This window comes from Nocardia sp. NPDC057272 (assembly GCF_042668615.1).
Lineage (GTDB): Bacteria > Actinomycetota > Actinomycetes > Mycobacteriales > Mycobacteriaceae > Nocardia.
In genome coordinates this window covers 1-25729 of sequence record NZ_JBHUYK010000019.1, presented here as the reverse complement: position 1 = coordinate 25729, position 25729 = coordinate 1, and the positions used below count along the sequence as shown (strand labels likewise).

At 67.0% G+C, this 25729-nt stretch carries 20 protein-coding genes; 13 read left to right on the top strand and 7 right to left on the bottom strand.

All coding sequences use genetic code 11. The features are described 5' to 3' along the window. From ACFULV_RS23475 to ACFULV_RS23465, 3 genes are read left to right on the top strand one after another with little or no spacing between them, the layout of a single operon-like run. Entirely contained in the window at positions 1-2286 is a 2286-nt protein-coding gene (locus ACFULV_RS23475) for a germacradienol/geosmin synthase (protein ID WP_378660083.1), read from the top strand. Continuing rightward, entirely contained in the window at positions 2283-3674 is a 1392-nt protein-coding gene (locus ACFULV_RS23470; RefSeq protein WP_378660081.1) for a family 2B encapsulin nanocompartment shell protein, read from the top strand. Before ACFULV_RS23475 ends, ACFULV_RS23470 begins: the two co-directional genes overlap by 4 nt. Further along, complete coding sequence (locus ACFULV_RS23465) at positions 3671-4747, top strand: family 2 encapsulin nanocompartment cargo protein polyprenyl transferase (protein WP_378660078.1); 1077 nt, start codon at positions 3671-3673, stop codon at positions 4745-4747. Before ACFULV_RS23470 ends, ACFULV_RS23465 begins: the two co-directional genes overlap by 4 nt. Positions 4748-5090: 343 nt before the next feature. Here the strand turns inward: ACFULV_RS23465 and ACFULV_RS23460 are convergent, their stop codons facing one another. After that, a complete protein-coding gene (locus tag ACFULV_RS23460) occupies positions 5091-5303 on the bottom strand; it encodes a hypothetical protein (RefSeq protein WP_378660075.1) in 213 nt (70 codons plus the stop codon). 435 nt (positions 5304-5738) lie between these two features. Here ACFULV_RS23460 and ACFULV_RS23455 point away from each other — a divergent pair, with 435 nt between their 5' ends. Next, positions 5739-6251, top strand: a complete 513-nt coding sequence (locus ACFULV_RS23455; protein ID WP_378660072.1) for a hypothetical protein — start codon at positions 5739-5741, stop codon at positions 6249-6251. Positions 6252-6279: 28 nt separating this feature from the next. Here the strand turns inward: ACFULV_RS23455 and ACFULV_RS23450 are convergent, their stop codons facing one another. Next, positions 6280-8100, bottom strand: a complete 1821-nt coding sequence (locus ACFULV_RS23450) for an ABC transporter ATP-binding protein (protein ID WP_378660069.1) — start codon at positions 8098-8100, stop codon at positions 6280-6282. A 77-nt stretch (positions 8101-8177) separates the two neighbouring features. On the opposite strand from ACFULV_RS23450, the gene ACFULV_RS23445 reads away from it, so the two are divergent. Then, on the top strand, positions 8178-8582 hold the full coding sequence (locus ACFULV_RS23445; protein WP_378660067.1) for a MarR family winged helix-turn-helix transcriptional regulator: 405 nt from the start codon (positions 8178-8180) through the stop codon (positions 8580-8582). Between the two features lie 14 nt (positions 8583-8596). Here the strand turns inward: ACFULV_RS23445 and ACFULV_RS23440 are convergent, their stop codons facing one another. Together ACFULV_RS23440 and ACFULV_RS23435 are read right to left on the bottom strand one after the other, a co-directional pair. Further along, the gene (locus tag ACFULV_RS23440) at positions 8597-11899 is read right to left on the bottom strand and encodes a protein kinase (RefSeq protein ID WP_378660064.1); all 3303 of its coding nucleotides are present in this window, start codon (positions 11897-11899) and stop codon (positions 8597-8599) included. A 148-nt stretch (positions 11900-12047) separates the two neighbouring features. Next, the gene (locus ACFULV_RS23435) at positions 12048-12911 is read right to left on the bottom strand and encodes an SDR family oxidoreductase (RefSeq protein WP_378660062.1); all 864 of its coding nucleotides are present in this window, start codon (positions 12909-12911) and stop codon (positions 12048-12050) included. 62 nt (positions 12912-12973) lie between these two features. On the opposite strand from ACFULV_RS23435, the gene ACFULV_RS23430 reads away from it, so the two are divergent. Continuing rightward, positions 12974-13696, top strand: coding sequence for a PaaX domain-containing protein, C- domain protein (locus ACFULV_RS23430; RefSeq protein WP_378660060.1), 723 nt, complete (start codon positions 12974-12976; stop codon positions 13694-13696). Between the two features lie 105 nt (positions 13697-13801). Here ACFULV_RS23430 and ACFULV_RS23425 read toward each other — a convergent pair whose 3' ends face one another. Further along, positions 13802-15082, bottom strand: coding sequence for a helix-turn-helix domain-containing protein (locus ACFULV_RS23425; protein ID WP_378660057.1), 1281 nt, complete (start codon positions 15080-15082; stop codon positions 13802-13804). Positions 15083-15243: 161 nt separating this feature from the next. On the opposite strand from ACFULV_RS23425, the gene ACFULV_RS23420 reads away from it, so the two are divergent. The 3 genes from ACFULV_RS23420 to ACFULV_RS23410 all read left to right on the top strand — a co-directional run bounded on the left by ACFULV_RS23420 (position 15244) and on the right by ACFULV_RS23410 (position 20043). Continuing rightward, a complete protein-coding gene (locus ACFULV_RS23420) occupies positions 15244-16686 on the top strand; it encodes a class I adenylate-forming enzyme family protein (RefSeq protein ID WP_378660054.1) in 1443 nt (480 codons plus the stop codon). 90 nt (positions 16687-16776) lie between these two features. Beyond that, entirely contained in the window at positions 16777-18588 is a 1812-nt protein-coding gene (locus ACFULV_RS23415; RefSeq protein WP_378660051.1) for a DUF3556 domain-containing protein, read from the top strand. Positions 18589-18630: 42 nt separating this feature from the next. After that, positions 18631-20043 (top strand): phytoene desaturase family protein, encoded by a 1413-nt coding sequence (locus ACFULV_RS23410; RefSeq protein ID WP_378660048.1) that lies wholly within the window; start codon positions 18631-18633, stop codon positions 20041-20043. 12 nt (positions 20044-20055) lie between these two features. Here ACFULV_RS23410 and ACFULV_RS23405 read toward each other — a convergent pair whose 3' ends face one another. Beyond that, positions 20056-20640 (bottom strand): S1 RNA-binding domain-containing protein, encoded by a 585-nt coding sequence (locus tag ACFULV_RS23405; RefSeq protein WP_378660046.1) that lies wholly within the window; start codon positions 20638-20640, stop codon positions 20056-20058. Between the two features lie 177 nt (positions 20641-20817). Between ACFULV_RS23405 and ACFULV_RS23400 the strand changes: the two genes are divergently transcribed. Further along, on the top strand, positions 20818-21654 hold the full coding sequence (locus tag ACFULV_RS23400) for an NAD(P)H-binding protein (RefSeq protein ID WP_378660045.1): 837 nt from the start codon (positions 20818-20820) through the stop codon (positions 21652-21654). A gap of 535 nt (positions 21655-22189) precedes the next feature. Beyond that, positions 22190-22792, top strand: a complete 603-nt coding sequence (locus ACFULV_RS23395) for a hypothetical protein (protein WP_378660043.1) — start codon at positions 22190-22192, stop codon at positions 22790-22792. Positions 22793-23028: 236 nt separating this feature from the next. On the opposite strand, the gene ACFULV_RS23390 is transcribed toward ACFULV_RS23395, so the two are convergent. Next, positions 23029-23640, bottom strand: a complete 612-nt coding sequence (locus ACFULV_RS23390; RefSeq protein ID WP_378660040.1) for a TetR family transcriptional regulator — start codon at positions 23638-23640, stop codon at positions 23029-23031. Positions 23641-23758: 118 nt separating this feature from the next. Here ACFULV_RS23390 and ACFULV_RS23385 point away from each other — a divergent pair, with 118 nt between their 5' ends. Then, positions 23759-24973, top strand: coding sequence for a lipase family protein (locus tag ACFULV_RS23385; protein WP_378660037.1), 1215 nt, complete (start codon positions 23759-23761; stop codon positions 24971-24973). Positions 24974-25200: 227 nt separating this feature from the next. Continuing rightward, complete coding sequence (locus ACFULV_RS23380) at positions 25201-25449, top strand: peptide-methionine (S)-S-oxide reductase (RefSeq protein WP_378660034.1); 249 nt, start codon at positions 25201-25203, stop codon at positions 25447-25449. Positions 25450-25729: the final 280 nt, after the last annotated feature.

Here is a 25729-nt window from a genome sequence, read left to right as displayed (position 1 = left end):
GTGCAGCCCTTCGAGCTGCCCGAGTTCTACGTCGCTCATCCCGCGCGGCTGAACGCGCACGTGGAACAAGCACGGGCACATACCAAACAGTGGGCCTACGAGATGGGAATGCTCGGCGACACCGTCGGCGGCGACGTGGTGTGGGACGAGGCGAGCTTCGACGGCATGGACTACGCCGGCCTGTGCGCCTACACCCATCCGGAAGCCGGCGCACCGGTGCTCGACACCGTCACCGACTGGTACACCTGGGTCTTCTATTTCGACGACCACTTTCTCGACGCGTTCAAACGCACCGGTGACATGGACGGTGCACGGCGGTATCTCGACCGTCTGGCCACCTTCATGCCGCCCGACGGTGCCGCGATGCCCGAACCGACCAATCCCGACGAACGCGGTCTCGCCGACCTCTGGACCAGGACGGTGCCGTCGATGTCGGAATGCTGGCGCGAACGGTTCCGCGAAAGCACCCGGAACCTGCTGCTCGACTGTGTCTGGGAAATAGGCAATATCAATACCGCCCGGATTCCCAATCCCATCGACTACATCGAGATGCGTCGCAGGGTCGGCGGCGCACCGTGGTCGGCTGATCTGGTGGAGTACGCCCGTGGCGTCGAGATTCCCGAAGCCATCGTCGGCACCCGGCCGATGCGCGTGCTCAAGGACACGTTCTCCGACGCGGTCCACTTACGCAACGACATCTTCTCGTATCAGCGCGAGACCGAGGAAGAAGGCGAGGTGAACAACGGAGTCCTGGTGGTAGAGCGGTTCTTCGACTGTTCGCCACAGCAGGCCGCCGATATCGTCAACGACCAGCTCACCTCACGGATCCACCAGTTCGAGAACACCGTGCTCACCGAGCTGCCCCTGCTGTTCGACGAGCACGGGCTGGACCCGGTGCAGTGCGCGGCGGCGCTGTCGTACGCGCACGGTCTGCAGGACTGGCAGTCGGGTGGCCACGAATGGCACCTGCGGTCCAATCGGTACATGAACGGCTCCGCCGCGACGGGGCCGATGTCGTTCGGTCCCGCGGGAATCGGCACCGAACTGGCCAGACCCGGGTTCTGGAAGGGTCTCGCCGGGCCGGGCGGCGTGCGCAGCCACACCCGGACTCCGTTGCGCCGCACCGGGCAATTGCCGCTGCCGGACTTCGACGTACCGTTCGAGTTGAGTCTGTCACCGCACCTGCCCGTGGCACGCTCGGCCAGCATCGACTGGGCGCAACAGGTCGGATTCCACGATCCGCTGCCCGAGCTCGGTGGCCGGCAGTTGTGGACTCGCGACGATACAACCGGATTCGATTTCGCGCTGTGCTCAGCCGGTTTGGACCCCGACGCCGATGTCGATGTGCTCACGCTGTCGGCCGAATGGCTCACCTGGGGGACCTGGGGCGACGACTATTTTCCCACCGTTTTCCCGCCCACCCAGGGTGCCGCCGCGATGGCCGGCGCGAAAGCCTGCAACGCCAGGCTGTCGACGTTCATGCCGCTGGACTTGAAACCTGTTGACGCACCGATCAACCCGCTGGAACGGTCGTTGGTGGACCTGTGGTCGCGCACGGCGGGGCCGATGTCGCCGGCGGCTCGGCGCACCTTCCGGCAAGCGGTGGAGTCCATGACCGAAAGCTGGTTGTGGGAGCTGGCCAACCACATCCAGCATCGCGTCCCCGACCCGGTCGACTACCTGGAGATGCGCCGTCGCACGTTCGGCTCGGATCTGACGATCGCACTGTCGAAGATCGCCCGCGGCGGCCTGATCCCCGATGCGGTGTTCGAGTCCACCACCATGCGCGGCATCGAACACGCCGCGCAGGACTACGGCTGTTTGATCAACGACTTCTACTCCTATCAAAAAGAAATCGAATACGAATCCGAGCTGCACAACGCGATCCTGGTGGTCGAGTCGTTCTTCGATTGCGACCGCGACGTCGCCGCTACGGTCGTCGACGACCTGATGCGGGCCAGAATGCGACAGTTCCAGCGACTCGTCGACGACGAATTGCCCGTCCTGTTCGAACATCACCGACTCGACGACGCCGCTCGCGCGGCGCTGACCAGCTATATCGACGAACTGCGTGATTGGATCGCGGGCATCCTGCACTGGCATCGCGACACCAGCCGCTACCGCCCCGAGAACTTGCGCTACCCGGTCGGCCATCAACCGCGAACCGCCGCCCGGCCGGTCCACACGTGGGGACCCTCGGGCATCGGCACCGCCGCCGCCCGGGTTCGACCCCGAGTCGGATCCGTCGCCACCCATGCCACCTCGCCGGGAAGGACCTCCTTGTGACCAGCACCGCCCAGAACCCACCGACAGCGCTCGGTGTCGCCGCCGCCCGCACACTGTCGACCACCACCAAATCTGTTCCGCAGATGCAGGGGATCACGCCCCGCTGGCTGCTGCGCATGCTGCCCTGGGTCGAGGTCGACGGCGGAACCTACCGGGTCAACCGGCGCCTGACCTACACCGTCGGGGACGGCTACGTCACCTGCACGCTGGCCAACGGCCGGTACCAGGTGGTCCCCGCCGAACTGCGCGAATTGCGCGCGCTGCGCGATTTCGACGATGACGACACGTTGCGCGAGATCGCCCACCTGTTCACGCAGCAGGAGTTCGCGGCGGGGGAGACGATCTGCGAGTTCGGCAACGAAATCGACGCGGCCTATGTGCTCGCCCACGGCCGGGTCGTGCTCACCGGCCCCGGTGACTACGGTCAGCAGGTACAGCTCGACGTGCTCGACGACGGCAGCCACCTCGGTGCCTCCACACTCCTTGGCGGGCAGGCCATTTGGGAATACACAGCGACCGCGAACACAGCCTGTACGGTTCTGGCGTTGCCGCGCGCCGTATTCGACGCCCTGTGCGCCCGTGAACCCCGCCTCGCCGCCCATGTCGCCGGCCTCGGGGCCGCGGTCGCCGCCGAACGAAGCGGTGCCGACAAATACGGTCAGGCGGCGATCGGACTGCTGTCGGGCCAGCAGGGTGAGCCGACGCTGCCCGGGACCTATGTCGACTACGACCAGCAACCACGCGAACTCGAGCTCAGCATCGCGCAACTGCTGCTGCGTGTGCACACCCGGGTCACCGACCTCTACAACAAGCCGATGAACCAGCTCGACCAGCAGCTGCGCCTGTCGATCGCGGCGTTGCGGGAACGTCAGGAACGCGACCTGCTGACCCACCACGACTACGGTCTGCTGAACAACGTCGACCCGAGTCAGCGGTTGTGCTCGGCCACCGGCCGCCCGACACCCGAGGACCTCGATCGCTTGCTGGCCCGCCGTCGCAAGACCGCGTTCTTCCTCGCCCACCCCCGCGTCATCGCCCAGTTCGGCCACGAATGCACAGCCCAGGGCGTCTACCCCGATCACACCGAAATCGAGGGAAGACGGGTACACGCGTGGCGTAACGTGCCGCTGCTGCCCTCGGACAAGATCCCGATCTCACCGAGCGGAACCAGCACCATCTTGGCGATGCGGATCGGTGAGTCGGATGACGGGGTGATCGGCCTGCGCCAGACCGGTCTGCCCGACGAAGTCGAGCCGGGCGTCAACGTCCGCTTCACCGGCATCGACGACCGAGCCATCGCCTCCTACCTCATCAGCGCCAATCATGCGGCGGCAGTGCTCGTTCCGGACGCACTCGGCGCGCTGACCGAAGTGCAGGTGAATCGATGAGCACTCCGCATGTCGCAGCCACGCCGATCCCGGTGCCCACACCCGCTGTGGCGCACAGCTCGCGCACGGCCGCCGACGTCCTCGATCAATGTCGGGAGACCTGCGCGGCCACCCTGCATGCCACCGTGCAGATGATGCCTGCCACGGTCCGCACGATCGTGGGCTACCACTTCGGCTGGTGGGACAAGACCGGGCGACCGGAACGTCACGACGGCGGCAAGGCCATTCGCCCTGCCCTCGTTCTCTCGGCCGCGCGGCTGACCGGCGGCGACGTGGGAGAAGCCGTGCGCGCTGCCGTCGCGGTCGAACTGGTGCACAACTTCTCGTTGCTGCACGACGACGTGATGGACCGAGACACCACCCGACGGCACCGGCCGACAGCGTGGACCGCGTTCGGGATCGGGCCTGCCATCCTCGCCGGCGACGCGCTGGTGGCCCAGGCGTATTCCCTGCTCGCCGCGGAGCCGGACACACCGATCGTCGAAGCGACGAATCTGATGAGCCGCTCGGTGCTGCACCTCGTCGAGGGTCAGTGCGCGGACCTGGGATTCGAGCGGCGCACCGATGTCGAGCTCGACGAGTGCTTCACCATGGTCGATCAGAAGACCGGGGCGCTATTCGGGTGTTCGGCCGCACTCGGTGGCCTGTTCGGACACGCGGACTCCGGTGAGCTGTTGCGGCTGCAAGATTTCGGCAGGCGCTTGGGCCGTGCCTTCCAGCACACCGACGACCTGCTCGGCATCTGGGGCGACCCCCACGTCACCGGCAAATCGGTGTTCTCCGACCTGCGCAGCCGCAAGAAGTCGTTGCCGGTGGTGTTCGCACTGCGCTCGAACACCCCGGAAGCGGGCGCGCTCGCCGAGCTCTACCTGCGTGAAAAGCCGCTCGACGACGCCGAATTGGTCCGTGCCGCCGAGCTGGTCGAAGCCGCCGGTGGGCGGGAATGGAGTCGGCTGCAGGCCAGGCAACTGTACGAGCAAGCCATGTCGACGATCAGCGAGGTCGGGGCGAACGCCGAGGCCCTGGCCGACCTGGACCTGCTCGCGGCACTGGCCGCGAACCGAGACTGCTGACGCCGAGCGCTTCTCATGCCACCGCCCGATCGCGGCCACGGTTCCGATCGGGCCGTGGCCGGTCGGGCGGAGGCTGGGTCGGTATTCCACGGGGGAGTAGCCGCGCCCTCCGGATCATGTCGGGTAGATTTTGAGGCTTCACCGTAGAGCTGACGGAAGTCGTCGAGGGTGCCTGTGTAGTACTCATGGTCGTCGACGAGCTTTGCCCGGGTGATCCCGTCGGGCTGCTCGCGCGCGAACTGTTCGCCGAGCTCGGACCAGAATGCTCTCTCCGGCAGTCTGTCCGCGCCCTCGGGCAAGAATTTCATCGCTTCACCGACCGCCTCGGCCGCGAACTGCCAATTCAGCTCAACAGACGCGCGGTCCTGACCGGGCCGGGCGGAGTAGGCCATGTCCGCCTCGAGTGCGCGGCGACATCACCGAGCTGCGAGTGGACCGTCCACGCTTGCGTTCCTTCGGTCAGCGAGGTTTCGGGTGGGCCGTGCCGGGCCACATCGGATGCGGCGACAAGGCTCAGGTAGGTGGTCGCCTCGGCCAGCGTCCTCGCTGTCAGCATCACGTCGCTCCCGTACCGGCAGCCGTCACCCCGCTGGACGGCCAAGTCTTTCACCCCTCGGCCATGCCAGTTATCGGTAGCACCTGCGATTCGAAGATGTTGGTACACGACTATTTTGGCACCAAGTCCGCCAGACCCGAGGCGGATTGCACGGCTGACGCCCGCTTCTTGCTGAGGCTCAGAGGTCTTCCGCGAGATCTTCTTCGTCGATGGGTCGAGTCAGCAGCTACTCGATGAAGGTCCCTGTGGCGGGGCTGAATTCGCGTTCAAAGTTCCAGCCACACGAATTCCGCACATTCTCACCGCGGAACCGCCACGCGGGCGGGATACGTTGTCGTCGTGCTCCTCGCGAAGTCCCCTCCTGCGGTTGCGCCCACATGCGCCGCATTCCTGATGTTGACGGCGATCATGGTCAGCTTGCATCGGGGTTGGGTGATGACGGAATTGTGGCTGCTGGCGCTACCCGTGCTCGGGATGGCGTGGTTGACAGTGATCGCGCTGTTCGCGGTCGCGATGGCCCGTGCCCGCAAGCAGACACAGCGATGGCCGCTGGCGATCACCGCCGCGATGGCCGTGGTGGGCATCGGGGCACCAATTCTGTTCGTCACCTGTCCCGAGGTCGGGGCGCGGACCCGATTCTGGCTCGAGCGACCGGCGTTCACAGCGGTGGCAGCACTGGAGACTCCGGACGACGGCGGCTACTACGGCAGTCCCTTGCCGGGGCACCTGTGTTTTGTGTCGGCGAATTGCAAAGTGGCGACTATCACTACGGTCGGGGGACCTCCGGTGCGGTTCGTGCCCGATTACCTGGGAATCCCCGACGGCGCCGTCGGTTACGCGCACTTCACCGAATCGCCTGGTCCCGAACCGTATGACGGTTTCGGCGATCCGATCTGTCCGACAATGGAACTGGGCGGTGGATGGTGGTGGCTCGGCGGTTGTCCGTAGATCGACGGCCTCGACCTCGGTAGGCCGATCAGGCCGCCACGACGTCGGCGGCGCCGTTGAGCCGGGTGTAGCGTCCGCCGCCGTCGACGAGGGTCCGGTGGTCGCCGAGCTCGGCGACCCGGCCATGGTGGAGGACCGCGATCTGGTCGGCATCGCGGATGGTGCTGAGCCGGTGCGCGATGGTGATGACCGTGCGGCCCTGGGCGACGATGTCGATGGCGGCTTGTACCGCACGCTCGGTCTCGTTGTCGAGGGCGCTGGTCGCCTCGTCGAGCACCAGCACGCGCGGGTCGCGCAACAGGGTGCGGGCGAGGGCGATGCGTTGCTTCTCACCGCCGGAGAACCGATGACCGCGCGACCCGACCACCGTGTCGTAGCCCTGGGGCAGCGAGGCGATCAGCTCGTGGATCTGGGCGGCACGGGCCGCGCGCTCGATCTCCGCATCGGTCGCACCCGGCTTGGCATAGCGAAGGTTCTCACGAATGGTCGTGTGCAGCAGGTACGACTCCTGAGACACCACGCCGACGATGCGAGCGAGGGTGCCGAGCTCCAGATCGCGGACGTCGACGCCGTCGATAGTTACCCGGCCGCCGGTCGCGTCGTGCAGTCGCGCGACGAGCGAGGCGAGGGTGGTCTTGCCGGAACCGGTCTCGCCGACCAGCGCGAGCGTCGATCCAGGAGGCACGACGAGCGAGACGCCATCGAGCACGTCGGGGCCCGCGGCGTCGTAGCGGAAGCTGACATCGTCGAACCGGACTTCGCCCACGACATCGCGCGGGTCGAGGTCGACCGGCTGGGTAGGTTCATCGATCTCGACCGGAAGGTCGAGATAGCCGAAGATCCGGCTGAACAACGCCATCGAGCTGGTGACTTCGACACCCACATTGAGCAGAGCCATCAGCGGCCTGAACAACCCCGCCTGCAACGTGGTGAAGGCGACCAGCGTGCCGATCGTCATGCCGCTGCTGGTCGCCGGCAGACCGGCGGCGAGGTACAGCAGCGCCGGGATGGCCGCGAAGAGGATGCTCATGGTGGCCATCCGCCAGCGGCCCGCGAGCTGTGAGCGCACTTCGAGGCCGACCAGATCGTGTGAGGTCTTCTCGAACTGGGCCGACGCGAGAGGGCCGGTGCCGAGGGTCTTGCCCAGTTGCACGCCGCTCACCGAAAGTCCCTCCTCGACCTGGCCGTGCAGCTCGGCGAGGTGACGTTGGCGCTGGGCGGTGATGTCGCGGCGCAGCAGCGCTACGCGCCGGGTCAGCCAGATCGCCGGCGGCAGCACCACCAGCGACAGCAGCGACAACCGCCACGACAGCACGGCCATCGCAACGGCGGTGCCGACCACGGTGGTGACGTTGCTCGCGATGGAGGTCGTGGTACTGGTGACCACGGACTGCATGCCGCCGACATCGTTGATCAGGCGCGACTGGACCTCACCGCCACGGGTGCGGGTGAAGAACGCCAGCGACTGCCGCTGCAGATGGCGGAACACGTCGGCACGCAGGACATGCATGACCTGCTGCCCGACCGTGGTGGAGATGAGTGTCTGGCCCACGCCGAGCACGGCGGTGAGCACGGTGACGGCGAGCATGCCGCCCACTGCCCAGAGCAGGAGCGGGACGTCCTGGTGGGGGAGCGCGTCATCGATCACCAGTCGCAGCAGGAACGGCGAGGCGAGGCCGATCGTCGAACCCGCCACGATCAGGACGGTCAGCAGGGTGAGCTGAAGCCGGTACGGCGCGAAGAGCGCGGCGATGCGGCGCAGGGACACGGGGGACTCGCGCAGTTGTGCGCGGTCGGCCGGGTCGGGTCGGCGGGTGCGGCCGCCTCCGGCGGAGACTTTCACTTCCATATGCAACCCCCTTGGGTTGTGCTTATGCTGAGGTTACCTCACTATCTGGTAGGGAAAACAAAGCGAGAGGCGGGTTTATGCCCGACAACGAGAGCGACCTCCTGATGCAGGTGGCCAGGACGCTCCGTCGGCGCTGGTCGGCGGCGTACGCGCCGATGGGGCTGACGCCACACCAGGCCCGCGCGCTTCGCGTGGCAGGTGAGCACGAGGGGCTCCGGCTGTCGGCCATCGCGGACGCGTTGCGGATCAGCGCCCGGTCGGCCACGGAGGTGGTGGACGCGCTCGAGGAGGCCGGCTTGGTCACACGGCGACCCGACCCGACAGACCGTCGCGCGATTCTCGTTGCGGTGACCACGCTGGGCACGCGGACACTCGCCACCCTGACTGCCGCCCGGACAAAGGACGCCGACGACTTCTTCGGACGACTCACCGACCACGAGCGCGCTTCGTTACGGGACATCCTCGGCAAGCTCGTCCGCTGAGGTACGGGAACCCTCTAGGTCGCCATCTCGTCGGCGGGCAGGCGGACCAGGCCGAGGCGATCGCATCGCCGGATCAGTGGTGTGAGGATCCGGTCGGCCTCGGCCTCGCGGTCGGCCCGGCGCAGGGCGCTGCCGAGCAGGAACCCGGCGCGCAATGCGGCCAGCGGCCTGCGCCGCGTGTCTATCGCGGCGACCAAGTTCTCGGCGCGCTCGATCGCCTCCCGGAGCCGATCCGTCGTCAGCAACAACCGGATCGCGGAGTCCTCATCGGATTCATCGATGGCCGTGGCGATTCCCTCATCACGTCGAATCGTGCGCGCGCTCATCACCGCGGCTGACACGGTGGGGCCGAGTTCGACACCCAGACGCACCCTTTCGTTGCGAATTCGGGCGGCCAGGCGTGGTAGGTCCAGGCGTTCGGCGAGGGACATGCCCTCGTCGAGGAGTTCCAGGGCGCCGTCGCGGTCGCCGCGCAGTGCGCGTACCCGCGCCCCGGTCGCGTAGGTGGCCAGCATGAAGTCCACGCCGCCGCCACCCTCGGCGGACAGTTCCCTGCTCTGCTCCAGTAGATCGGCTGCTGTTTCGAGATCGCCTGTCTCATAGGACAATTCGCCGAGCTGCGCGCAGGCGAGGCGAGTTGCGTGGGCGCCGGCGCCCATGGTCGTGCGTGCGGTATCGAGCGCGGTTGTGAACAGGTCCTCCGCGCCGGGTATGTCGAGCTGTTCGCGGGCAGCCACACCCGCGAAACACCGCCCGTACACCGACAGGAACGGGCCGGTCGCCTCGTGGTACGGCGCCGCCCAGAGCTGCCATCGGCGCGCCTCGTCGAAGTCGAAGCGCTGGATCGCCGCGAAGGTGGCGATATTGGCCGCCACCCCGGGAATGCGCGGGGAGAAGTCGTCGGGTCGGGCCAACGCGTCACCGATCAGGCCGTCCAGCTCCGATATCCGGTCGGCGAACATCTCTCGGACACTGATCGCGACATCGGCTTCCGCGCGCAGATCGGTGCGTTCGGGTTCGGCGGGTGGAGCCGCGGCCAGCGCGGTCTCGAAGCGGGCGAGGGAGGACGCGGTGGCCGCGGGTCTACGCAGCACCAGATTGATCCAGACGTCGAACAGCTGGATACGGGGTCTGGTCCGGCATACCCAGCTGGGCAGCTTCACCAGAATGCCTTGCAGCATCACCATTCTCGACCGCTCCAGCAGGTAGCCCGCACTCTGCTCGACCAGATCCGCCGCCCGTTCGGGGTCGTGGGCGGCGAGTGCGTGTTCGACCGCGTCGTTGAGCAGGTGATGGTGGGCGAACCAGTCGGCGGCCCGCAGCCGCAGCCCGGTGATCTCGGTCGGGCGGTCCTGGGCCAGTCTGCGGCACAGGTATCCGGCGAACAACTGGTGGTAGCGGTACCAGTCGTGGGCGGGACCGGTGGGAAGCAGGAACAAGCCGCGGTCGGCGATGTCGGCGAGCAGGGCAGCGGCGTCGGCGCGACCGGTCAGTGCGGTGGCCAGTCCGCCGCAGATCCGCTCGCAGATCGAGGTCGTCATGAGAAATTCGAGGGTGTCCGGATCCAGTGCGCCGAGAACGTTCTCAGCCAGGAACGCGCCGATGTCGGGGTGCGCGGCGAGGCTGTCGAGCAGATGCGCCGGGTCTTCGCCCGCGCGTAGCGACAGAACCGTCAGCTGCAGCGCCGCGACCCAGCCGTCGGTGGCGCGGGCCAGCGCGGACACCTCGTCGGTGCTCAGGTGTACCCCGCCGGCTTCGGCGAGGAACGCGTGTACCTCGTCGGCGTTGAAACGTAGTGTGGTGGCGTCGATTTCGGCGAGTTCACCGTGGATGCGCAGCCTGCTCAACGGCAGGTCGAGTCGCTCGGTGCTCGTGACGACGAGGGGCAGATGGTGACAGCCGTGCTCGAGCAGGAACCGGACCGCTGCGACAGAGGCGGGACTGGTGACTCGCTGCCAGTCGTCGAGTACCAGTGTCACCCGCCGGTCGTCGGCGTGTAAGCCGTCGACGAGTGCGGTGAGCACGGCGCGGGTCGGGTCTTCGGGGTCGGCTTCCAGTAGCCGGTCGAGGTCGTCGGAGAGAGCGGGAACCGTGGGTCTGATCGCCTCGGCGAGGTGGGTGAGGAACCAGGCGACATTGTTGTCGTCCTCGTCGACGGTCAGCCACGCCACCGCGGCGCCGTGCTCGACCAGCTCGTCGTGCCACTGGGCAGCCACGGTCGTCTTGCCGAATCCACTGGGCGCGTGGATGGCGGTGAGCCGGGTGCCTTCGGTAGTGCGCAGGTGCTCGAGCAGACGCTTTCTGGCGAGGGTCGCGCGCGCCGGGGTCGGCGGGCGATACTTCGTCGCGGGTGTGGGCGGTGCGGTGGTGCGTTCGCGGGCCCGTGACCCCGGGGCGATGGGCACCGCGACCGGTCGCTGGGTATCGGGGACCCGCAGGACATCGACCGGGCTGCCGGTACTGCGCTGGGCCGCAACCAGTTCCGCACCGAGGGCGGCGGCGCTGTCCGGACGGTCGGCGGGATCGGTCGCCATCGCGTGCTCGATGACGGCTCTGACCTCGTCGGGCACATCGTGGTCTGTGAGACCGGGCCCCGGCTGCGCGGAGACCCGCAGGAACTGCGACAACACCTGCTCGCCGACGCGCCGCTCGTAGGCGACATGGCCGGTGAGGGCGCAGAACAGGGTTGCGCCCAGGCCGTACACGTCGGCGGCGGCCGTGGCTTGCGCGCCGCGCAGGACTTCCGGCGCGGCGAAAGCGGGGGAGCCGGTGACGATCCCGGTGGTCGTATGGAATCCGCCTTGGATCCGGGCGATCCCGAAATCGGTGAGTTCGGGCTCGTTGTAGTCGCTGAGCAGGATGTTGGACGGTTTCACGTCACGATGCAGGATGCCGGCCCGGTGCGCGGTCTCGAGCGCGCCCGCCATCTTCACGCCCAAGCGCAGCGTTGCCGCCCAATCCAGCGGGCCGACGGCGTGGATGCGTTGTTCCAACGAGCCACGCGCGTGATAAGGCATCACCAAGTAGGGGTGCCCGCCGTGGGTGGTGCCTGCTTGGAAGACCGCGACGATATGTGGGTGTCCGGACAGGCGGCCCATCGCCTGCTGTTCGCGCACGAACCGTTGCAGTCCGTCGGGGTCGAGCTCGGCGGTCAGTACCTTCACCGCGACGACACGGTCCAGATCGGGCTGAGCGCAGCGGTAGACCACGCCGAAACCGCCGCGCCCGATCTCCTCGGCGTCCTCGAAGCCCTCGGCGGTCAATTCCGCGGCGATCCCTGTGGCCGAGCTGCGCTGCGTCGGCATGTTGTCGGCCATTCAGGCTCGATTCGGTGCGGCCTCGTGGCGGTGCGCTGGTGCGCCCGCGCTCTACCGAGGATAGTCCCGGAGCCGGCTGTGTTCGACGACGTCAGGCGCGTTTCGGGCGGCGACGGAAGCGTCTGCGCTCGCGCTGCGGGTAGGCGGCTCAGCCGCGCTTGTTCGGGGGGTCGACGAAGATGTCGTATTCCAGCCCGTCGGCACCTCCGTACGGCGAGAAATCGGTGACGCCTTCGGCACGCAGCACGTCGACGTCGAGGAACGTGTTTCCGGTGACCGATCGCGCGTCCTTGCGCAAAAGCGCCACGGCGGCATCGGCCATGATCTGCGGGGTGCGGGCTTTGGCGATCGCGTCGTCGCCGCCGAGGAGGTTCTGCACCGCGGCGGTGGCGATCAGGGTCTCGGGCCACAAGCAGTTGCCGGCGATGCCGTGTTCGGCGTATTCGGCGGCCCAGCCCAGCGTGAGCAGTGACATCCCGTACTTGGCGAGCATGTAGGCGGGATAGGCGCCGAGCCATTCGGGTGCGAGATTCAGCGGCGGCGACAGGCTCAGGATGTGGGCGTTGTCGCTGCGGCGCAGGTGCGGCAGGCAGGCGCTCGAGAGCAGATAGGTGCCGCGCAGCTGGATCTGCTGCATCAGGTCGAATCGCTTGATCGGCAGTTCCTCGGTGGGGGCGAGAGCGATCGCCGAGGCGTTGTTCACGCAGTAGTCGATGCCGCCGAAACGTTCGACCGCGCGGGCCACCGCGCCGGCGACCGAGGTTTCGTCGCGCACATCGCCCACCACGGCGAGCGCCCGTCCACCGGCGGCTTCGATCTCGGCGGCGGCGGTATGGACGGTGCCCGGCAGCCGGGGGTCCGGCGTATCGGTCTTGGCGAGCAGCACGATGTTGGCGCCTTCACGGGCGGCGGCGACGGCGATCGCGAGCCCGATGCCGCGGCTGCCGCCCGACATGATCATGGTGCGCCCGGCCAGCGGGAAGGACGAGGTCGTGGATGTGGGGGTGGTCATACCCTGTGACGTTACAGTTCTCTGACAGTCGCGGCAATAGTGAAATATGTAGACTCGGGCTCGTGAAATCCGCTCCTACCGGCTTCGACGCACGGGTCCGTCCGGTGTCGGCCCGTTCGGCGATTATCCGGATTCTGATAGCGGCCGAGTCACCGACGACCACCTCGAGCGAAATCTGCGCTGCCACGACCGCTGTCGGATATCCGGAGGCAACGGTGCGTGTCGCGGTGTCGCGGATGGTCGCCGCGGGCGAACTGATCCGCGAACAGCGCGCTTACACGCTCGACCCCGCCCTGCGTGCACGTCGGGCCGAACTCGCCGCCCCGCCCGCTCGACCCTGGGACGGCGACTGGGAGCAGGTCGTCATCACGGCCGCCGGACGGCCTTCGTCCGAGCGCGCGGCCCTGCGCGCCAGGCTGCTCTCGCTTCGCCTGGCCGAACTTCGCGAGGGAGTCTGGCTGCGGCCGGCCAACCTCGTCCGCGAGCTGCCCGTGGACCTGGCCGCCACCACACTCCAGTTCCGCCTCCGGCCGGTCGAGAACCCGGTCGAACTAACCGCCGCGCTGTGGCCTCTGACCGATTGGTCGGCACGCGGGCGCGCCCTGCTCGACGACATCGAAAACCCCGACCCGGCTGCAAGATTCGCGGTCGTGAGCGCCGCGCTCGATCTGCTCACCTCCGACCCCGCGCTTCCGGCAGCGTTGCAGCCCGATGGCTGGCCGGTCGACGATCTCCGGGCACAGACCTCGGCCTATCTCGCCTGGATCAGTCAACTCGACGTGTAGTCCGTTCCCGGCGCCGCCAGGTCAGGGCAACTGCGCGGGCTGTTCTCACCGGCGCAGTAGTCGACGGCCTTGCCGAAATCGAAGGTCTCGGTGAACAGCTGGTCGTCAGGTCACGTCGTCCGCTGCCGTCTCGGCTGACCTGCGACGGTTTCGCCGTGGCTCGCGAGGAGCCTCGGGTATGCCCAGTTGGGCGCAGGTCAGCAGGGCCACTTCGATATCGAGCCTGCGCTCGCCGAGCGGATGTCCGAGCAGCTCTTCGGCTTTGCGCACCCGGTAGTGGACGGTGTTCTTGTGGACGTGGAGCCGGGCGGCGGCGTCGGTGTAGCTGCCACGGGCGTCGAGGAACGCGCGGACGGTCTCGCGTAGCCGTGCTGCTGTCTCGTCGGTGCCCAGCAGTGCGCCGAGCACGCGCTCGGCCCACACCCTCATCTCGGGCACCCGGTCGGCGAACAGGGCGGTCAACGCCACATCGGCATGGACGGTGAGTCCGTGCTCTCGCCTGGTCAGTGCGACTGCGCGGGCTTGCTGTGCGTCACGGAAGGTCTGGCGGAATCCTTCGAGGCCGGTGGCCGGATCGCCCAGGGTGATGGACAGATTCGGATGGGCGCGCAGATCGTGGGCGAGCTGTTCGGTGTCGAGCACGGGCCGGGCCACCGACGAGATCCACACCCACCGGTTGTGATCGTCGACTTCCACGGTCATCGGCGTCTTGCCGGTGGCTGTGGCCAGCAGGGCGGTGCCCGCGCGCAGGGACGCGCGAGGGTCGCGGGTTCCGGGTGGTGTCCACAACGTCGCGAACTGGTGCCAGCCGCGCAGGGAGGCCGACAGCATCTGCTCGGCCGAGCCCACATCCAGGTCGTCGGCGTCGACGACGGCGCGCACCTGCGCGGCGCGGGCGGCGTCGGTGCGCGCGTCCCAGCGGCGGCGCTCGCTCTCGTAGATATCGATCAAGCCCTCGATCACCTGGTCGATATAGCTGTTGACCAGGTAGGCGATGCGGGCTGCGGTGGCCATCGCGACGTCGGTGGGCGGGTTCAATTCGGCCAGCAGCGTCATCGTCCACTGGACGAACATGTTCTCGCCGAGCCGGTAGGCGCGCAGCAGTGCCTCGAGCGACAGGTCGTGCTGGGCGAAGCGGCGGGCGTATTCGGCGGCGGCGGGTGGCACGGTGATGTCGTCGAGGCCGATGGCCAGGGTGAGCATGTCCAGGATCGCGGACAGGTTGGACTCGGTGCTGGCCACCATCAGCCTGCGCACTTCGTCGTCGTGCCGGAATTCCGGGATGACCTCGGTGAACATTGTGGTCATCCGCGGTGACAGGTGGTCCAGGTCGGCTTTGATCCGGCCCGCCACCGCACGCACCAGTGGATCGTTGTCGTGGGCCATGGCCGCAGACAGTACCCCCGACGCTCGCGTGTGTGGCGCGGTTTGTGCCCGTGGCACAACACGTCGGTCCAACGCTGGGCTGCTGGCCCGTAGTCGGCACCTCATCCGCGCCCTACCGTGAGTGATGTAACCCAGATCACATTCGCCACCGGTGAGGAATCATGCGACACATCGCCGAATTGCCCGAGGTCAGAGCCGCTGCCGACCCGCACGGACACTGCATCGCCGACGACACCGTCACCCTGTCCAACGCGCAGTTCCACGCTCGGGTCGACGCCGCCGCCTCGGTCCTGCATCGAGAGGGCGTGCGGCCCGACGACGTCGTCGCGGTGGTGCTGCCCAACCGGGTAGACCTCGTGGTGGCCCTGTTCGCGGCCTGGCGACTCGGCGCCGCGGTCACTCCCGTGAACCCCGGACTCACCGACGACGACATCCGATACCAGGTCGAAGACTCCGGCGCCGCCGTCGTCATCGGTGAAGCCGGCAGGCCCGCAATCACTCTCGACATCGCGGAACTGACCGAGCACGCCGGCCCCGTCGCGGCGACCACGTCCTCCGACGATCTCGCCCTGATCATCTACACCAGCGGCACCACGGGCAGGCCCAAGGGTGTGCTGCTCGGTCACGAGAACCTCGCCGCCATGTGCTCGATGATCATCGACTCGCTCGGCCTGAACGAGACGGACCACAGCCTGCTGATCCTGCCGCTGTTCCACGTCAACGGCATCGTGGTCAGTGTGCTGTCGCCGTTACTGGCGGGTGGACGCACCACTATCGCCGGAAAGTTCTCCGCCTCAGGCTTTTTCGACACGGTCGAGTGGGTCCGACCCACGTATTTCTCGGCGGTGCCCGCGATCTACGCGATGCTGGTCGCCCAGCCCGACGGTCCTCGTCCCGACAATTCCTCGTTGCGCTTGGCGATCTGCGGTGCCGCGCCGATGCCCGGCGAGCTCATCGCCCGGTTCGAGCAGCGATTCGGTGTGCCGATTGTCGAGGGTTACGGTCTGTCCGAGGGAACCTGTGCGTCGACTCTCAATCCCGTAGCGGGCCAACGCAAGCCGGGAACTGTCGGGATTCCGCTGCCCGGTCAGACCGTGGCGATCATGGATATCGACGGCGTGTTGTCGGCGCCCGGTGAACCCGGCGAAGTTGTCATTCGCGGAGCGAACGTGATGCGCGGCTATCTCGGCAGGCCGACGGAGACGGCGAAGACCGTCGTGGACGGTTGGTTGCACACCGGCGATGTCGGCTATTTCGACGCCGACGGCTACCTGGTGCTGGTCGACCGGATCAAGGACATGATCATCCGGGCGGGGGAGAACCTGTACCCCAAGGAAATCGAGAACGCGCTCTACCGCCACCCCGCCGTCCACGAAGCCGCGGTCGTCGGTGTGCCCGACGCCGTGCTGGGCGAGGTACCGGTCGCCCACGTGGTCGTCGCGCCACAGGCCACGGTCACCATCGAAGAGCTGATCGAGCACTGCCGCGCGGAACTCGCGGCGTTCAAGGTTCCCGCCGCGATCGTGTTGACCGCGGAGATGCCACGCAATCCGGTCGGCAAGATCGACAAGAAGCAGCTGCGGCTTCTGGCCGCGCGCACCTGAACTGTTCAGCACCCCAATTCACTTCGAACGAAAGACAGTCTTTCGGTCGCGATCCCTCGCGCCCGGAAGCCGGAAGAAAGGGATCGAGCCATGGGATTCAAGACGGGAGATTTCCCGCCGGTGGACACCGAGACATTCTTGGATCTGCCGCTGCGCGAACGTATGCGGACGCTGGCGTTGCACTGGGCGGAATACGGATTCGGTACGCCGAAGATGATCCACACCGTGTACCTCGTGAAAGTGCTCGTACTCTACATCATCGGCGGCATCGCGATCGCGACGGCCACCTCGGGCACCGGACCGTTCTGGGATGTGGCGCAGTGGTGGAACCAGCCGGTGGTCTACCAGAAGCTGGTCCTGTGGACGGTGCTGCTCGAAGCCGTCGGCGTCGCGGGCTCCTGGGGGCCGCTGGCGGGCAAGTTCAAGCCCATGACCGGCGGGATCCTGTACTTCGCCCGACGGGGAAGTATTCGATTGCGGCCCTGGTATCGGGTGCCGTTCACCAACGGTGACTCGCGTACCGCCCTCGACGTGGTCTTGTACCTGGGCTTTCTCGCCTCGCTGGTGATCGCCCTGGTCGCACCGGGCCGAACCACCGTCGCACTGCTGGAAGCGCTGCCGGACAACACCTCCGGGCTGGTCCGGCCGGTGCTGCTGATCGCGCCGATCGTGCTCTACATCCTGTGCGGGCTGCGCGACAAGACGATCTTCCTGGCGGCTCGCGGCGAGCAGTATCTGCCCGCGCTGCTGTTCTTCGCGGTGCTGCCGTTCACCGACATGATCATCGCGGCCAAGCTGCTGATCGTGATCGTGTGGGTCGGCGCGGGCGTCTCGAAGTTCGGCAAGCACTTCACCAATGTGGTGCCCCCGATGGTGTCCAACAGCCCGGCGATGCCGTTCCGGTCGATCAAACGCGCCCACTACCGCGACTTTCCGCACGATATCCGCCCGTCGCGGGTGGCCTCGTTCATGGCCCATGTCGGTGGTACCGCCGTGGAGGTGCTCACCCCGATCGTGCTGCTGTTCTCGACGAACCACTGGCTGACCCTGGCCGGTGTCGCGATGATGGTCATCTTCCACCTGTTCATCACCTCCACCTTCCCGCTGGCCGTGCCGCTGGAGTGGAACATCCTGTTCGCCTACCTCACCGTGTTCCTGTTCCTCGGCTTCCCGAATTCGGACGGGTACGGCGTCTTCGACATGTCGTCGCCATGGTTGACGGTGGCGATCGCGGCAGGGCTCGCCTTCTTCCCCGTGCTGGGTAACCTGCGCCCCGACCTGGTGTCGTTCCTGCCGTCCATGCGTCAGTACGCCGGCAACTGGGCCTCGGCGCTGTGGGCCTTCGCACCGGGGGCCGAGGCGAAGCTCAACACCATCGCGCACCGCCCCGCCGACAACCAGGTCGACCAGCTGCTGGCCATGGGCTACCCGCCCGCGGTCGCCGAGATCACCATGCAGCAGACCATCGCCTGGCGTTCCATGCACAGTCAGGGCCGCGGCCTGTTCTCCCTGCTGTACAAGCACCTTCCCGACATCGATCGCTGGACCGTGCGCGAAGCCGAGTTCGCCTGCAACTCGCTGATCGGCTTCAACTTCGGCGACGGTCACCTGCACAATCTCGACCTGATCGACGCGGTGCAGGCACGGGTCGGCTTCGCTCCGGGAGAATGGATCGTGGTGTGGGTGGAGTCGCAGCCGGTGCACAAGAGCACGCAGCAATACATGGTGGTCGACGCGGCGCTGGGCGTCATCGAACGCGGAACATGGGAGGTGGCCGACGCGGTCGAGGCGCTGCCGTGGCTGCCGGACGGTCCCATCGCCCACACCGTGACCTGGCGGCGTGAAGACGTCACCGGCGCGGTCGCCGCACCGCAGCAGGGCGTGGTGGCTCCGGCCGAATAGCCGAGCACCGGACGATATCCCGAACAAGAGAAAGGCACGTCGATGACAACGGCGACAGTGGTCGGCAGCGGCCCCAACGGGCTGGCCGCGGCCATCACCCTGGCCCGCGCGGGTGTGGAGGTGACGGTCCTCGAAGCGGCCGACACGATCGGCGGCGGCACCCGCTCGAGCGAGGCGATCCTGCCCGGTCTGCTGCACGACCACTGCTCGGCCATCCACCCGATGGCCGTGGGCTCGCCGTTCTTGCGGCGCATCGACCTGGAACGGTACGGATTGCGGTGGGCGTGGTCGGAACTCGACTGCGTCCACCCCCTCGACGACGGCACCGCCGGTGTGCTGCACCGCTCGGTCACCGAGACCGCCGCGGGCCTCGGCGCCGACGAACGGCTGTGGCGCACGCTGTTCGAGCGCCCGGTCGCCGACTACGACATATTCGACGCCGACATCATGCGCCCGCTGCTGCGTATTCCTCGACATCCGATCCGCCTGGCACGCTTCGGCATTCCGGCGACCGCGCCCGCCACGTTGCTCGCGCGAGCTTTTCGCACCGAAGCGGGACGGGCACTGTTCGGCGGCGTCGCCGCACACGCCTTCCAGCCCCTCGAACGCCCGTTGAGCGCCAGCGTCGGGCTCGGCATCCTGACGGCGGGACACCGGTACGGCTGGGCGGTCGCGGTCGGCGGATCCCAGCAGATCGCCGACAGCATGGTCGCGGTACTGGCCGACCACGGCGGAAAGGTCGAGACCGGCGTCCGGGTGCGCTCGGTGGCCGACCTGCCGCCATCCGACATCACCATCTGGGACCTCGCCCCGACCGCGGTCGCGGAGATCCTCGCCGACCGACTCCCCACTCGAATTGCACGCGCCTACCATCGATTCCGCTACGGCCCCGGCGCTTTCAAGGTCGACTTCGCCGTCGACGGCGGCATCCCGTGGACCACCGAGGCCGCCCGTCGCGCCGGCACAGTGCACCTGGGCGGCTCCTTCGCCGAAATCGCCGCGGGCGAACGTGACATCCACGTCGGCCGAATGCCCCAGCGCCCCTTCGTCCTGGTCGGCCAGCAATACCTCGCCGACCCTCAGCGATCCGCAGGATCGGTTCACCCCGTCTGGACCTACGCGCACGTCCCCAACGGCTACACCGGCGACGCCACCGAAGCGATCATCGCCCAGATCGAACGCTTCGCACCAGGCTTCCGAGACCGTGTAGTCGGCCTGACCACCCGCACCACCACGGAATTCGCCGACTACAACCCCAACTACGTCGGCGGCAACATCATGACCGGCGCCAAGAACATCCCACAGCTGGTCTTCGGCCCCCGAAAAACCTTGCAGCCCTACGACACCGGCCTCCCAGGCCACTACCTGTGCTCGGCGGCGACCCCACCCGGTCCCGGCGCACACGGCATGTGCGGGGCCAACGCCGCCGATCGAGCTTTGCGACGACTGCGGTAACCAGCTCGAAGCTCAGAGCTGACCGGCGGTTTGTCGGGAGAGGAACAGCTGACGTTTTTCTCGGTCGACATGGGTGACGACGACCGTGACACCGTCCCCGATCTGGACGACTTCGTCCGCTGGCAGGGTGAGGTCTCGGCGACGAATCAGCCCCTCGATCCCATCCGCCACTCGGACAAAGACGCCGAAGGGCACCAGCTGGGTGACGTGCCCGTGTAGTTCTCCGCCGACGGTGGTGCGCTCGGTACAGGCAACGAAGGGGTCGGGCCGCATCGCTCGTAGAGATAGCCTGGCCTCGGCATTCCAGGTATCGAACTGCAGGAATTCACCCGAAACGCGCTGCCCGACCTGAACAACGTCGGATGCAGCCTCGAAACACCTCCACGACAATTCTGGGAACGTGATGAACCCGACGCCCGGGTAGAGCGGATGCGGGGGGCCATCGTCGAGCGCCACGAACACGCCGAACGATTCAATCGCTGTGACGGTGCCGGAAAGGATCTCGCCGCACCGCAATGATCCCAGGAACGTCCAGAGTTCGGGGCTCTCGGCCCGACGCACTCTCATGCCACTGGGCGCGCGGTCACAAACGTCCACATCTGGCTCCATTTCCGTGCAAGGGGTGCAGCATCGCCGGTACCGCCGTGTCGAAACCCGCTGCGACCAGACTGAACCGTTCCCACCAAGTGGGAGACTGGAGTGGAATAGATCATTCCGTTCTGATATGTTTCTGACAGGCGGCCTCCCCGGGTCGCTGGAACGAAGGGAAGAACCATGTACCTCGTCGTCGGCGCCACCGCTCACTTCGGTCGCCAGGCTGTGGATGCCCTGCTGGCCGCGGACCTGCCAGTGCGCGCTCTGACTCGCCGCCCCGAAACGGCAGGACTGCCTGCGGGTGCACAAGTGACCGCGGGTGATCTCACCTCTGAAGACGCTCTGGCCGAAGCCGTTTCGGGCGTCGAGGCGATCTTCCTGGTGCTGCCCTACGGCATGGAGGTCGCGCCGCTGCTCGCCGCCGCGCGACGCGCCGCGGTGAAGCGCATCGTGTTCCTGTCCTCGGGCGCGGTGGTCGATGGCGCGGAGGTTCAGCCCGATGTGATCGCGCGGTACCACCACGAGGTGGAGGCGGCGGTCGAGGCATCCGGGATCGAATGGACGTTCCTGCGCCTGCTTTTCCCGGCCATCAACTCACTGACCTTCGCCATGCAGCTGGCGGCTGGCGATGTCATCCGCGCCGCGTACGGGCAGGCCGCCGCGTCGGTCATCCACGAGAACGATGTGGCCGATGTGGCCGCGGAGGTGCTGCTCGGCGGTCACGCCGGGAAGGTCTACGAGCTCACCGGCCCGCAATCGCTGACCCAGGTCGAGCAGGTCGAGGTCCTGGGTGCGGCCTTGGGTCGCCCACTCACCTTCGAAGAGCTCGATGATGTTCCGGTGCGTGCGCAGATGGCGCAGTTCATGGACCCGGCGTTCATCAACGCACTGTTCGACCTGATGGCCGTGACCGTCGGCAAGCCCGCCGAGGTCAACACCGTCGTCGAAGAACTCACCGGGCATGCGCCCCGCGGCTATGCCGAATGGGTCGGCGACCACCTCGCCGATTTCTCCTGAGTAAGCCGGAGATTCACCTCCCTGCTCAGTGTGACTTCCTTCCCGATGCTCCTCAAACCTTGGATAGCTGCCCCGCGTTTGCGGGTCGGCTGTTCCACCAGGACAGCGGACCTGCGGCGCCATGACCTGGCCATGCGTAGTGGCGGTCGAGGAGGCGGCAAATATGAGCAGTAGTCCGGTATTGCGCGATCCGGAGGACGGCGGCGCCGGCTGACGAACGCACTGATCTGCCGATGAGCGGATACGGGCTGATCCGACGCTTGGGCATGGGCCGGAGCCCTCGCGCTGGTCGTCAGCAGCTTGTGTTCGCGGCCGGTTGTCGTGTGGAGGTTCTGTGTCCGGTCAACATCCGCAGCTCCCGCGACCCGTGTGATCCGAATCGCTTAGCGCGGGTCTACGTAAGATCAACGGGCAGAGATCATCTCGGGTTGCCTGCATCGAGGGCTCCCGCAATAGTCGATTGTCGAAAGGCTCTGTGCTGGTAGGGTTTCGGTGTTGCAAGGCGGGGCGTCGCGACGACCAGAAGGGGTGTGGCGTGAGTGCGGATCAGTCCTCTGCCATGGCCGGCCTCGCGGATGTGCTGTCGTGCATCGGGCCGACGTGCGGGGACACTGTCGACTGGAGTACCTGCGCAACCTCTTTCCCGGCCGACTACCGGGCCTTCGTGACAGCCTTCGGTGACGGCTCGATCGAGGACATTATCGGCATTCTCGTCCCTCGCGGCACCGCAGCCCAGCCCCATGCACCCACGCTCGCCAGAGTGGCGATGGCCGATTGGGAGGACCCGCTCGACTGGGAGCGCAAGTGGGCTCCGGGAGACCGAGGCCGGTATCGGCGAGAGGACCTGCTCATTTGGGGAGGAACGTGCGCCGGTGACACTCTGTGCTGGGCCACGACCGACCCGGACCCGGACCGATGGCCGGTCGCGGTATATGCGCGGGGGAGGCTCGAGTGGACGGTGTATCCGTGCGGCATGGCCGAGTTCCTGGTCAAGCTGCTGCGCAACGAGTGGCCGCGAAACCCGATCAGCGCTGATTCGTTCGAAGACATCGAGGACCCGCGCTTCCAACACGTGAAGGACGAGTCAGCCGCATATGAGGCGGGGGTAGATCCCTGGGAACCATTCGGCGTCACCTGAACGGGTGAACGCCCGGTAACGGCTCCCGAGGCGCTGTTCTCGAAGCGGCGCCGCACACAGGATCGTTCCGTGAGGCGAGCCGCTCTCCACATACAACCCAATGCACGCTCATGCCGCGACCCGCGCGATCCCGAGGGCCGCGGCACCAGCGCCAAACGCGCTCTTCTGCCGAGGATGCGTTGTCGGAACCGCGATTAAGACCAGGGACTTCGCCTGACTACCGCCGACGTTGCCGCTCAGCGGCCGGGCTCGGGGTGAATCGCAGACATTATCGAGTCCAGCCGTGCGACGAAGTCGGTTCCCTCGGTCGAATTCGCTGCTTCGGAGACGACAGCTTGCAGACAGGCGAATGCCGCACCGATCAACGCGTGGAGGAGAGCATCGTCGACGTGGGCATCGGGTGCGGTTGCGAGTCGGCGGGCTTGCAAAACCGCTGCCAGTCGGTGCTGGATTCGCGCGATTTTCTCCAGGTAGCCGGGCAGCAGCGCGGTGCTGTTGTCGATGATCTGCTGAATCATCAGGCCGCGGGCGCGTCTGTGTGGGTCGGAGAACTGCTCGGCGACAACGTCGAAGGAGTGGCGTAGCGCAACCCAGTCCGATTCCTCGGGCGGGCGTCGCGTCAGACGCTCGGACAGATTCTCGCCCAGCTGCTCGAAGTTGTGCAGGACCAGGTCGTCCTTGGACGGGAAGTAACGGAAGAAGGTGCGTTGCGACATGCCCACAGCTGCCGCGATCGCATCGACGGTGGTGGACTCGAAGCCGTCGGCCAGAAACATCTCCTCGGCCACCTCGGCGACCCTTGCACGGATCGCGCTACGACTCACTTCACGAAGGTCTTTGATGGCCACAGCGCATACGGTAGCAATTGCCAACGATGTCAGTCGCTGCCATGATGGGCAGTCTATGTCGATCAGGTGTGCGACTACTCGGGCGCTTGCCGACGACTGTGCGAGGAGTAGGTAGAAAATGCGTGTCAGTGCCCCCGTCTGTGTGCTCTGGCGGCGGGTCGCCGCCGCCGCGACCGCCGCGCTTATCCTCGGCGTAGCGCCTCAGTTCGCGGCCGCCAGCCCCGATACCCCCGGCGCCGATGCGGCGGTGGAACAGGATCCATTTCGGCGACCGCCGGCCGATCTGGCTTCGCTGCGGCCCGGCCAGATCATCGGCTCACGCGCGGCAACCCCTGTGCTTGACGGCAAGGCGATCCCGGATACCCGAGGCTGGCAGATTTCCTATCGCAGCAACGACACCGATAACGAAGCGATCATGGCGATTACGACCTTGATCGTTCCGATCGCCGAATGGACCGGCCCCGGCGCACGGCCTGTGGTGTCGCAGCAGTTCGCACAGGATTCCGCCGGTCGGCAGTGCGCGCCGTCGGTGTCGATGTCGATCGCCTCGGGCAACCCTGGGCTGTTCCTGGATCGGAACTGGGCGGTGGCCATACCCGACCACGAGGGTCCGCGCTCAGCCTTTATGGCAGGGGTTTCCGGGGGACACATCGTGCTCGACGGCATTCGCGCGGTGCGCAACTCCGGGGCAGGCGGTATCGGTGCGGCCAACCCCTGGGCGTTGGATGGCTACTCCGGTGGCGCGCAGCCCACCGGATGGGCCGCCCAGCTACAACCGACCTACGCACCCGAGGTGGCTCTGAAAGGCGTGGCGCTCGGTGGGCTTCCTGCCGATCCGGCAGTGGTCGCCCGGAATCTGGACGGGCACCTCTTCAGTGGTCTGATGCTGGCCGGACTCGCCGGTCTGTCCGCCGAGCATCCCGAAGCGGGCATCGAGGAAATGTTGAACGAGCAGGGGCGCGCCATGCTCGCGGTGATGCGGTCCTCCTGCGTGGAGGTGATTACTTCGTACTCGCTGCGCAAGCTCGGTGACTACACGCAGGCGCCCGACCCGATTGCGCAGCCGGGTCCTGCCGCCGCGCTGCGCCGCCACGCGTTGGGTGGTGCCGCGCCCACGGCACCGGTCTTCAGCTACCACGGCAATCTCGATGAAGTCATCCCGGTCGGACAAGCGGACACGGCGATACGCGCATGGTGCTCGGGCGGCACGCCTGTTCGGATCGTGCGCAGTCCGATCACCGAACACATCTCCGAGGAGATCGTGAATCATCAAGCGGCCGTGCAGTATCTGGCTGAGCGCTTCGACGGAAAACCAGGTCCGAGTGACTGCTGAGCGCACGCTCGTACAGGTATCGCTGCGAAGCTGCCCACCAGCACCGGGCCGCAAGCGACGGTCGGCGCAGTGGCAACGGACGCAAGAAAGTGCCGCGACCTGCGGTCCGAGGCCACCATGGGGTCTGCAGAAGATCGGCCGCCGGGGGATGTTACATATGGCTGATGCACCCCCGCGATCGCTACGCTGCGTCTTGGCACATGTCTCGGTTCAGGGAGGGGCGACAAGTGAACGACTTACAGATTGCGGTCTTAGCTGGTGGGTGTTTTTGGGGTATGCAGGAGTTGATCGGCAAGCAGGTGGGTGTCGTGTCGACACGCGTCGGCTACGCCGGCGGCAAAGTCGTCACCGAAGTCAACCCGGTCGGCGAGTTCTGGGCGGCCGATTCCGAGCACCAGAACTATTTGCAACGCCATCCCGACGGCTACACCTGTCACTTCCCCCGACCTCGATGGAAGCTGAAACCCCCTCACTAGTTTCTCGTCGGGCCGATCTGTCCATGTCATCCGTGCTGCGCGGTGCAGGCGCCTTCCGTCAGCTGGCGGCCAGACGAACCGGGGAATGAATAGCCTGCTTCGCCCGGAGGGGTCTTATCCGACCGCGCGATACTGCCGCCTATCGCGAGGTCACGAACGTCTGCTTCTGCCGCGAGGCGGGCGGGCGGCGAACGTCCGGACTTGCCGATGATCGTGCTTGCCTCACTCGGCCCACACGGTGCTCTGAATTCGACGCACCCGGAGGCTAAGGGGATCCAGA

What these genes read in the sequence shown, in the direction of transcription:
- ACFULV_RS23465 (WP_378660078.1), top strand. Translation starts at nt 3,671, where the DNA reads ATGAGCACTCCGCATGTCGCAGCCACGCCGATCCCGGTGCCCACACCC.
- ACFULV_RS23460 (WP_378660075.1), bottom strand. Translation starts at nt 5,303, where the DNA reads ATGCTGACAGCGAGGACGCTGGCCGAGGCGACCACCTACCTGAGCCTT.
- ACFULV_RS23455 (WP_378660072.1), top strand. Translation starts at nt 5,739, where the DNA reads ATGACGGAATTGTGGCTGCTGGCGCTACCCGTGCTCGGGATGGCGTGG.
- ACFULV_RS23450 (WP_378660069.1), bottom strand. Translation starts at nt 8,100, where the DNA reads ATGGAAGTGAAAGTCTCCGCCGGAGGCGGCCGCACCCGCCGACCCGAC.
- ACFULV_RS23445 (WP_378660067.1), top strand. Translation starts at nt 8,178, where the DNA reads ATGCCCGACAACGAGAGCGACCTCCTGATGCAGGTGGCCAGGACGCTC.
- ACFULV_RS23440 (WP_378660064.1), bottom strand. Translation starts at nt 11,899, where the DNA reads ATGGCCGACAACATGCCGACGCAGCGCAGCTCGGCCACAGGGATCGCC.
- ACFULV_RS23435 (WP_378660062.1), bottom strand. Translation starts at nt 12,911, where the DNA reads ATGACCACCCCCACATCCACGACCTCGTCCTTCCCGCTGGCCGGGCGC.
- ACFULV_RS23425 (WP_378660057.1), bottom strand. Translation starts at nt 15,082, where the DNA reads ATGGCCCACGACAACGATCCACTGGTGCGTGCGGTGGCGGGCCGGATC.
- ACFULV_RS23420 (WP_378660054.1), top strand. Translation starts at nt 15,244, where the DNA reads ATGCGACACATCGCCGAATTGCCCGAGGTCAGAGCCGCTGCCGACCCG.
- ACFULV_RS23415 (WP_378660051.1), top strand. Translation starts at nt 16,777, where the DNA reads ATGGGATTCAAGACGGGAGATTTCCCGCCGGTGGACACCGAGACATTC.
- ACFULV_RS23410 (WP_378660048.1), top strand. Translation starts at nt 18,631, where the DNA reads ATGACAACGGCGACAGTGGTCGGCAGCGGCCCCAACGGGCTGGCCGCG.
- ACFULV_RS23400 (WP_378660045.1), top strand. Translation starts at nt 20,818, where the DNA reads ATGTACCTCGTCGTCGGCGCCACCGCTCACTTCGGTCGCCAGGCTGTG.
- ACFULV_RS23385 (WP_378660037.1), top strand. Translation starts at nt 23,759, where the DNA reads ATGCGTGTCAGTGCCCCCGTCTGTGTGCTCTGGCGGCGGGTCGCCGCC.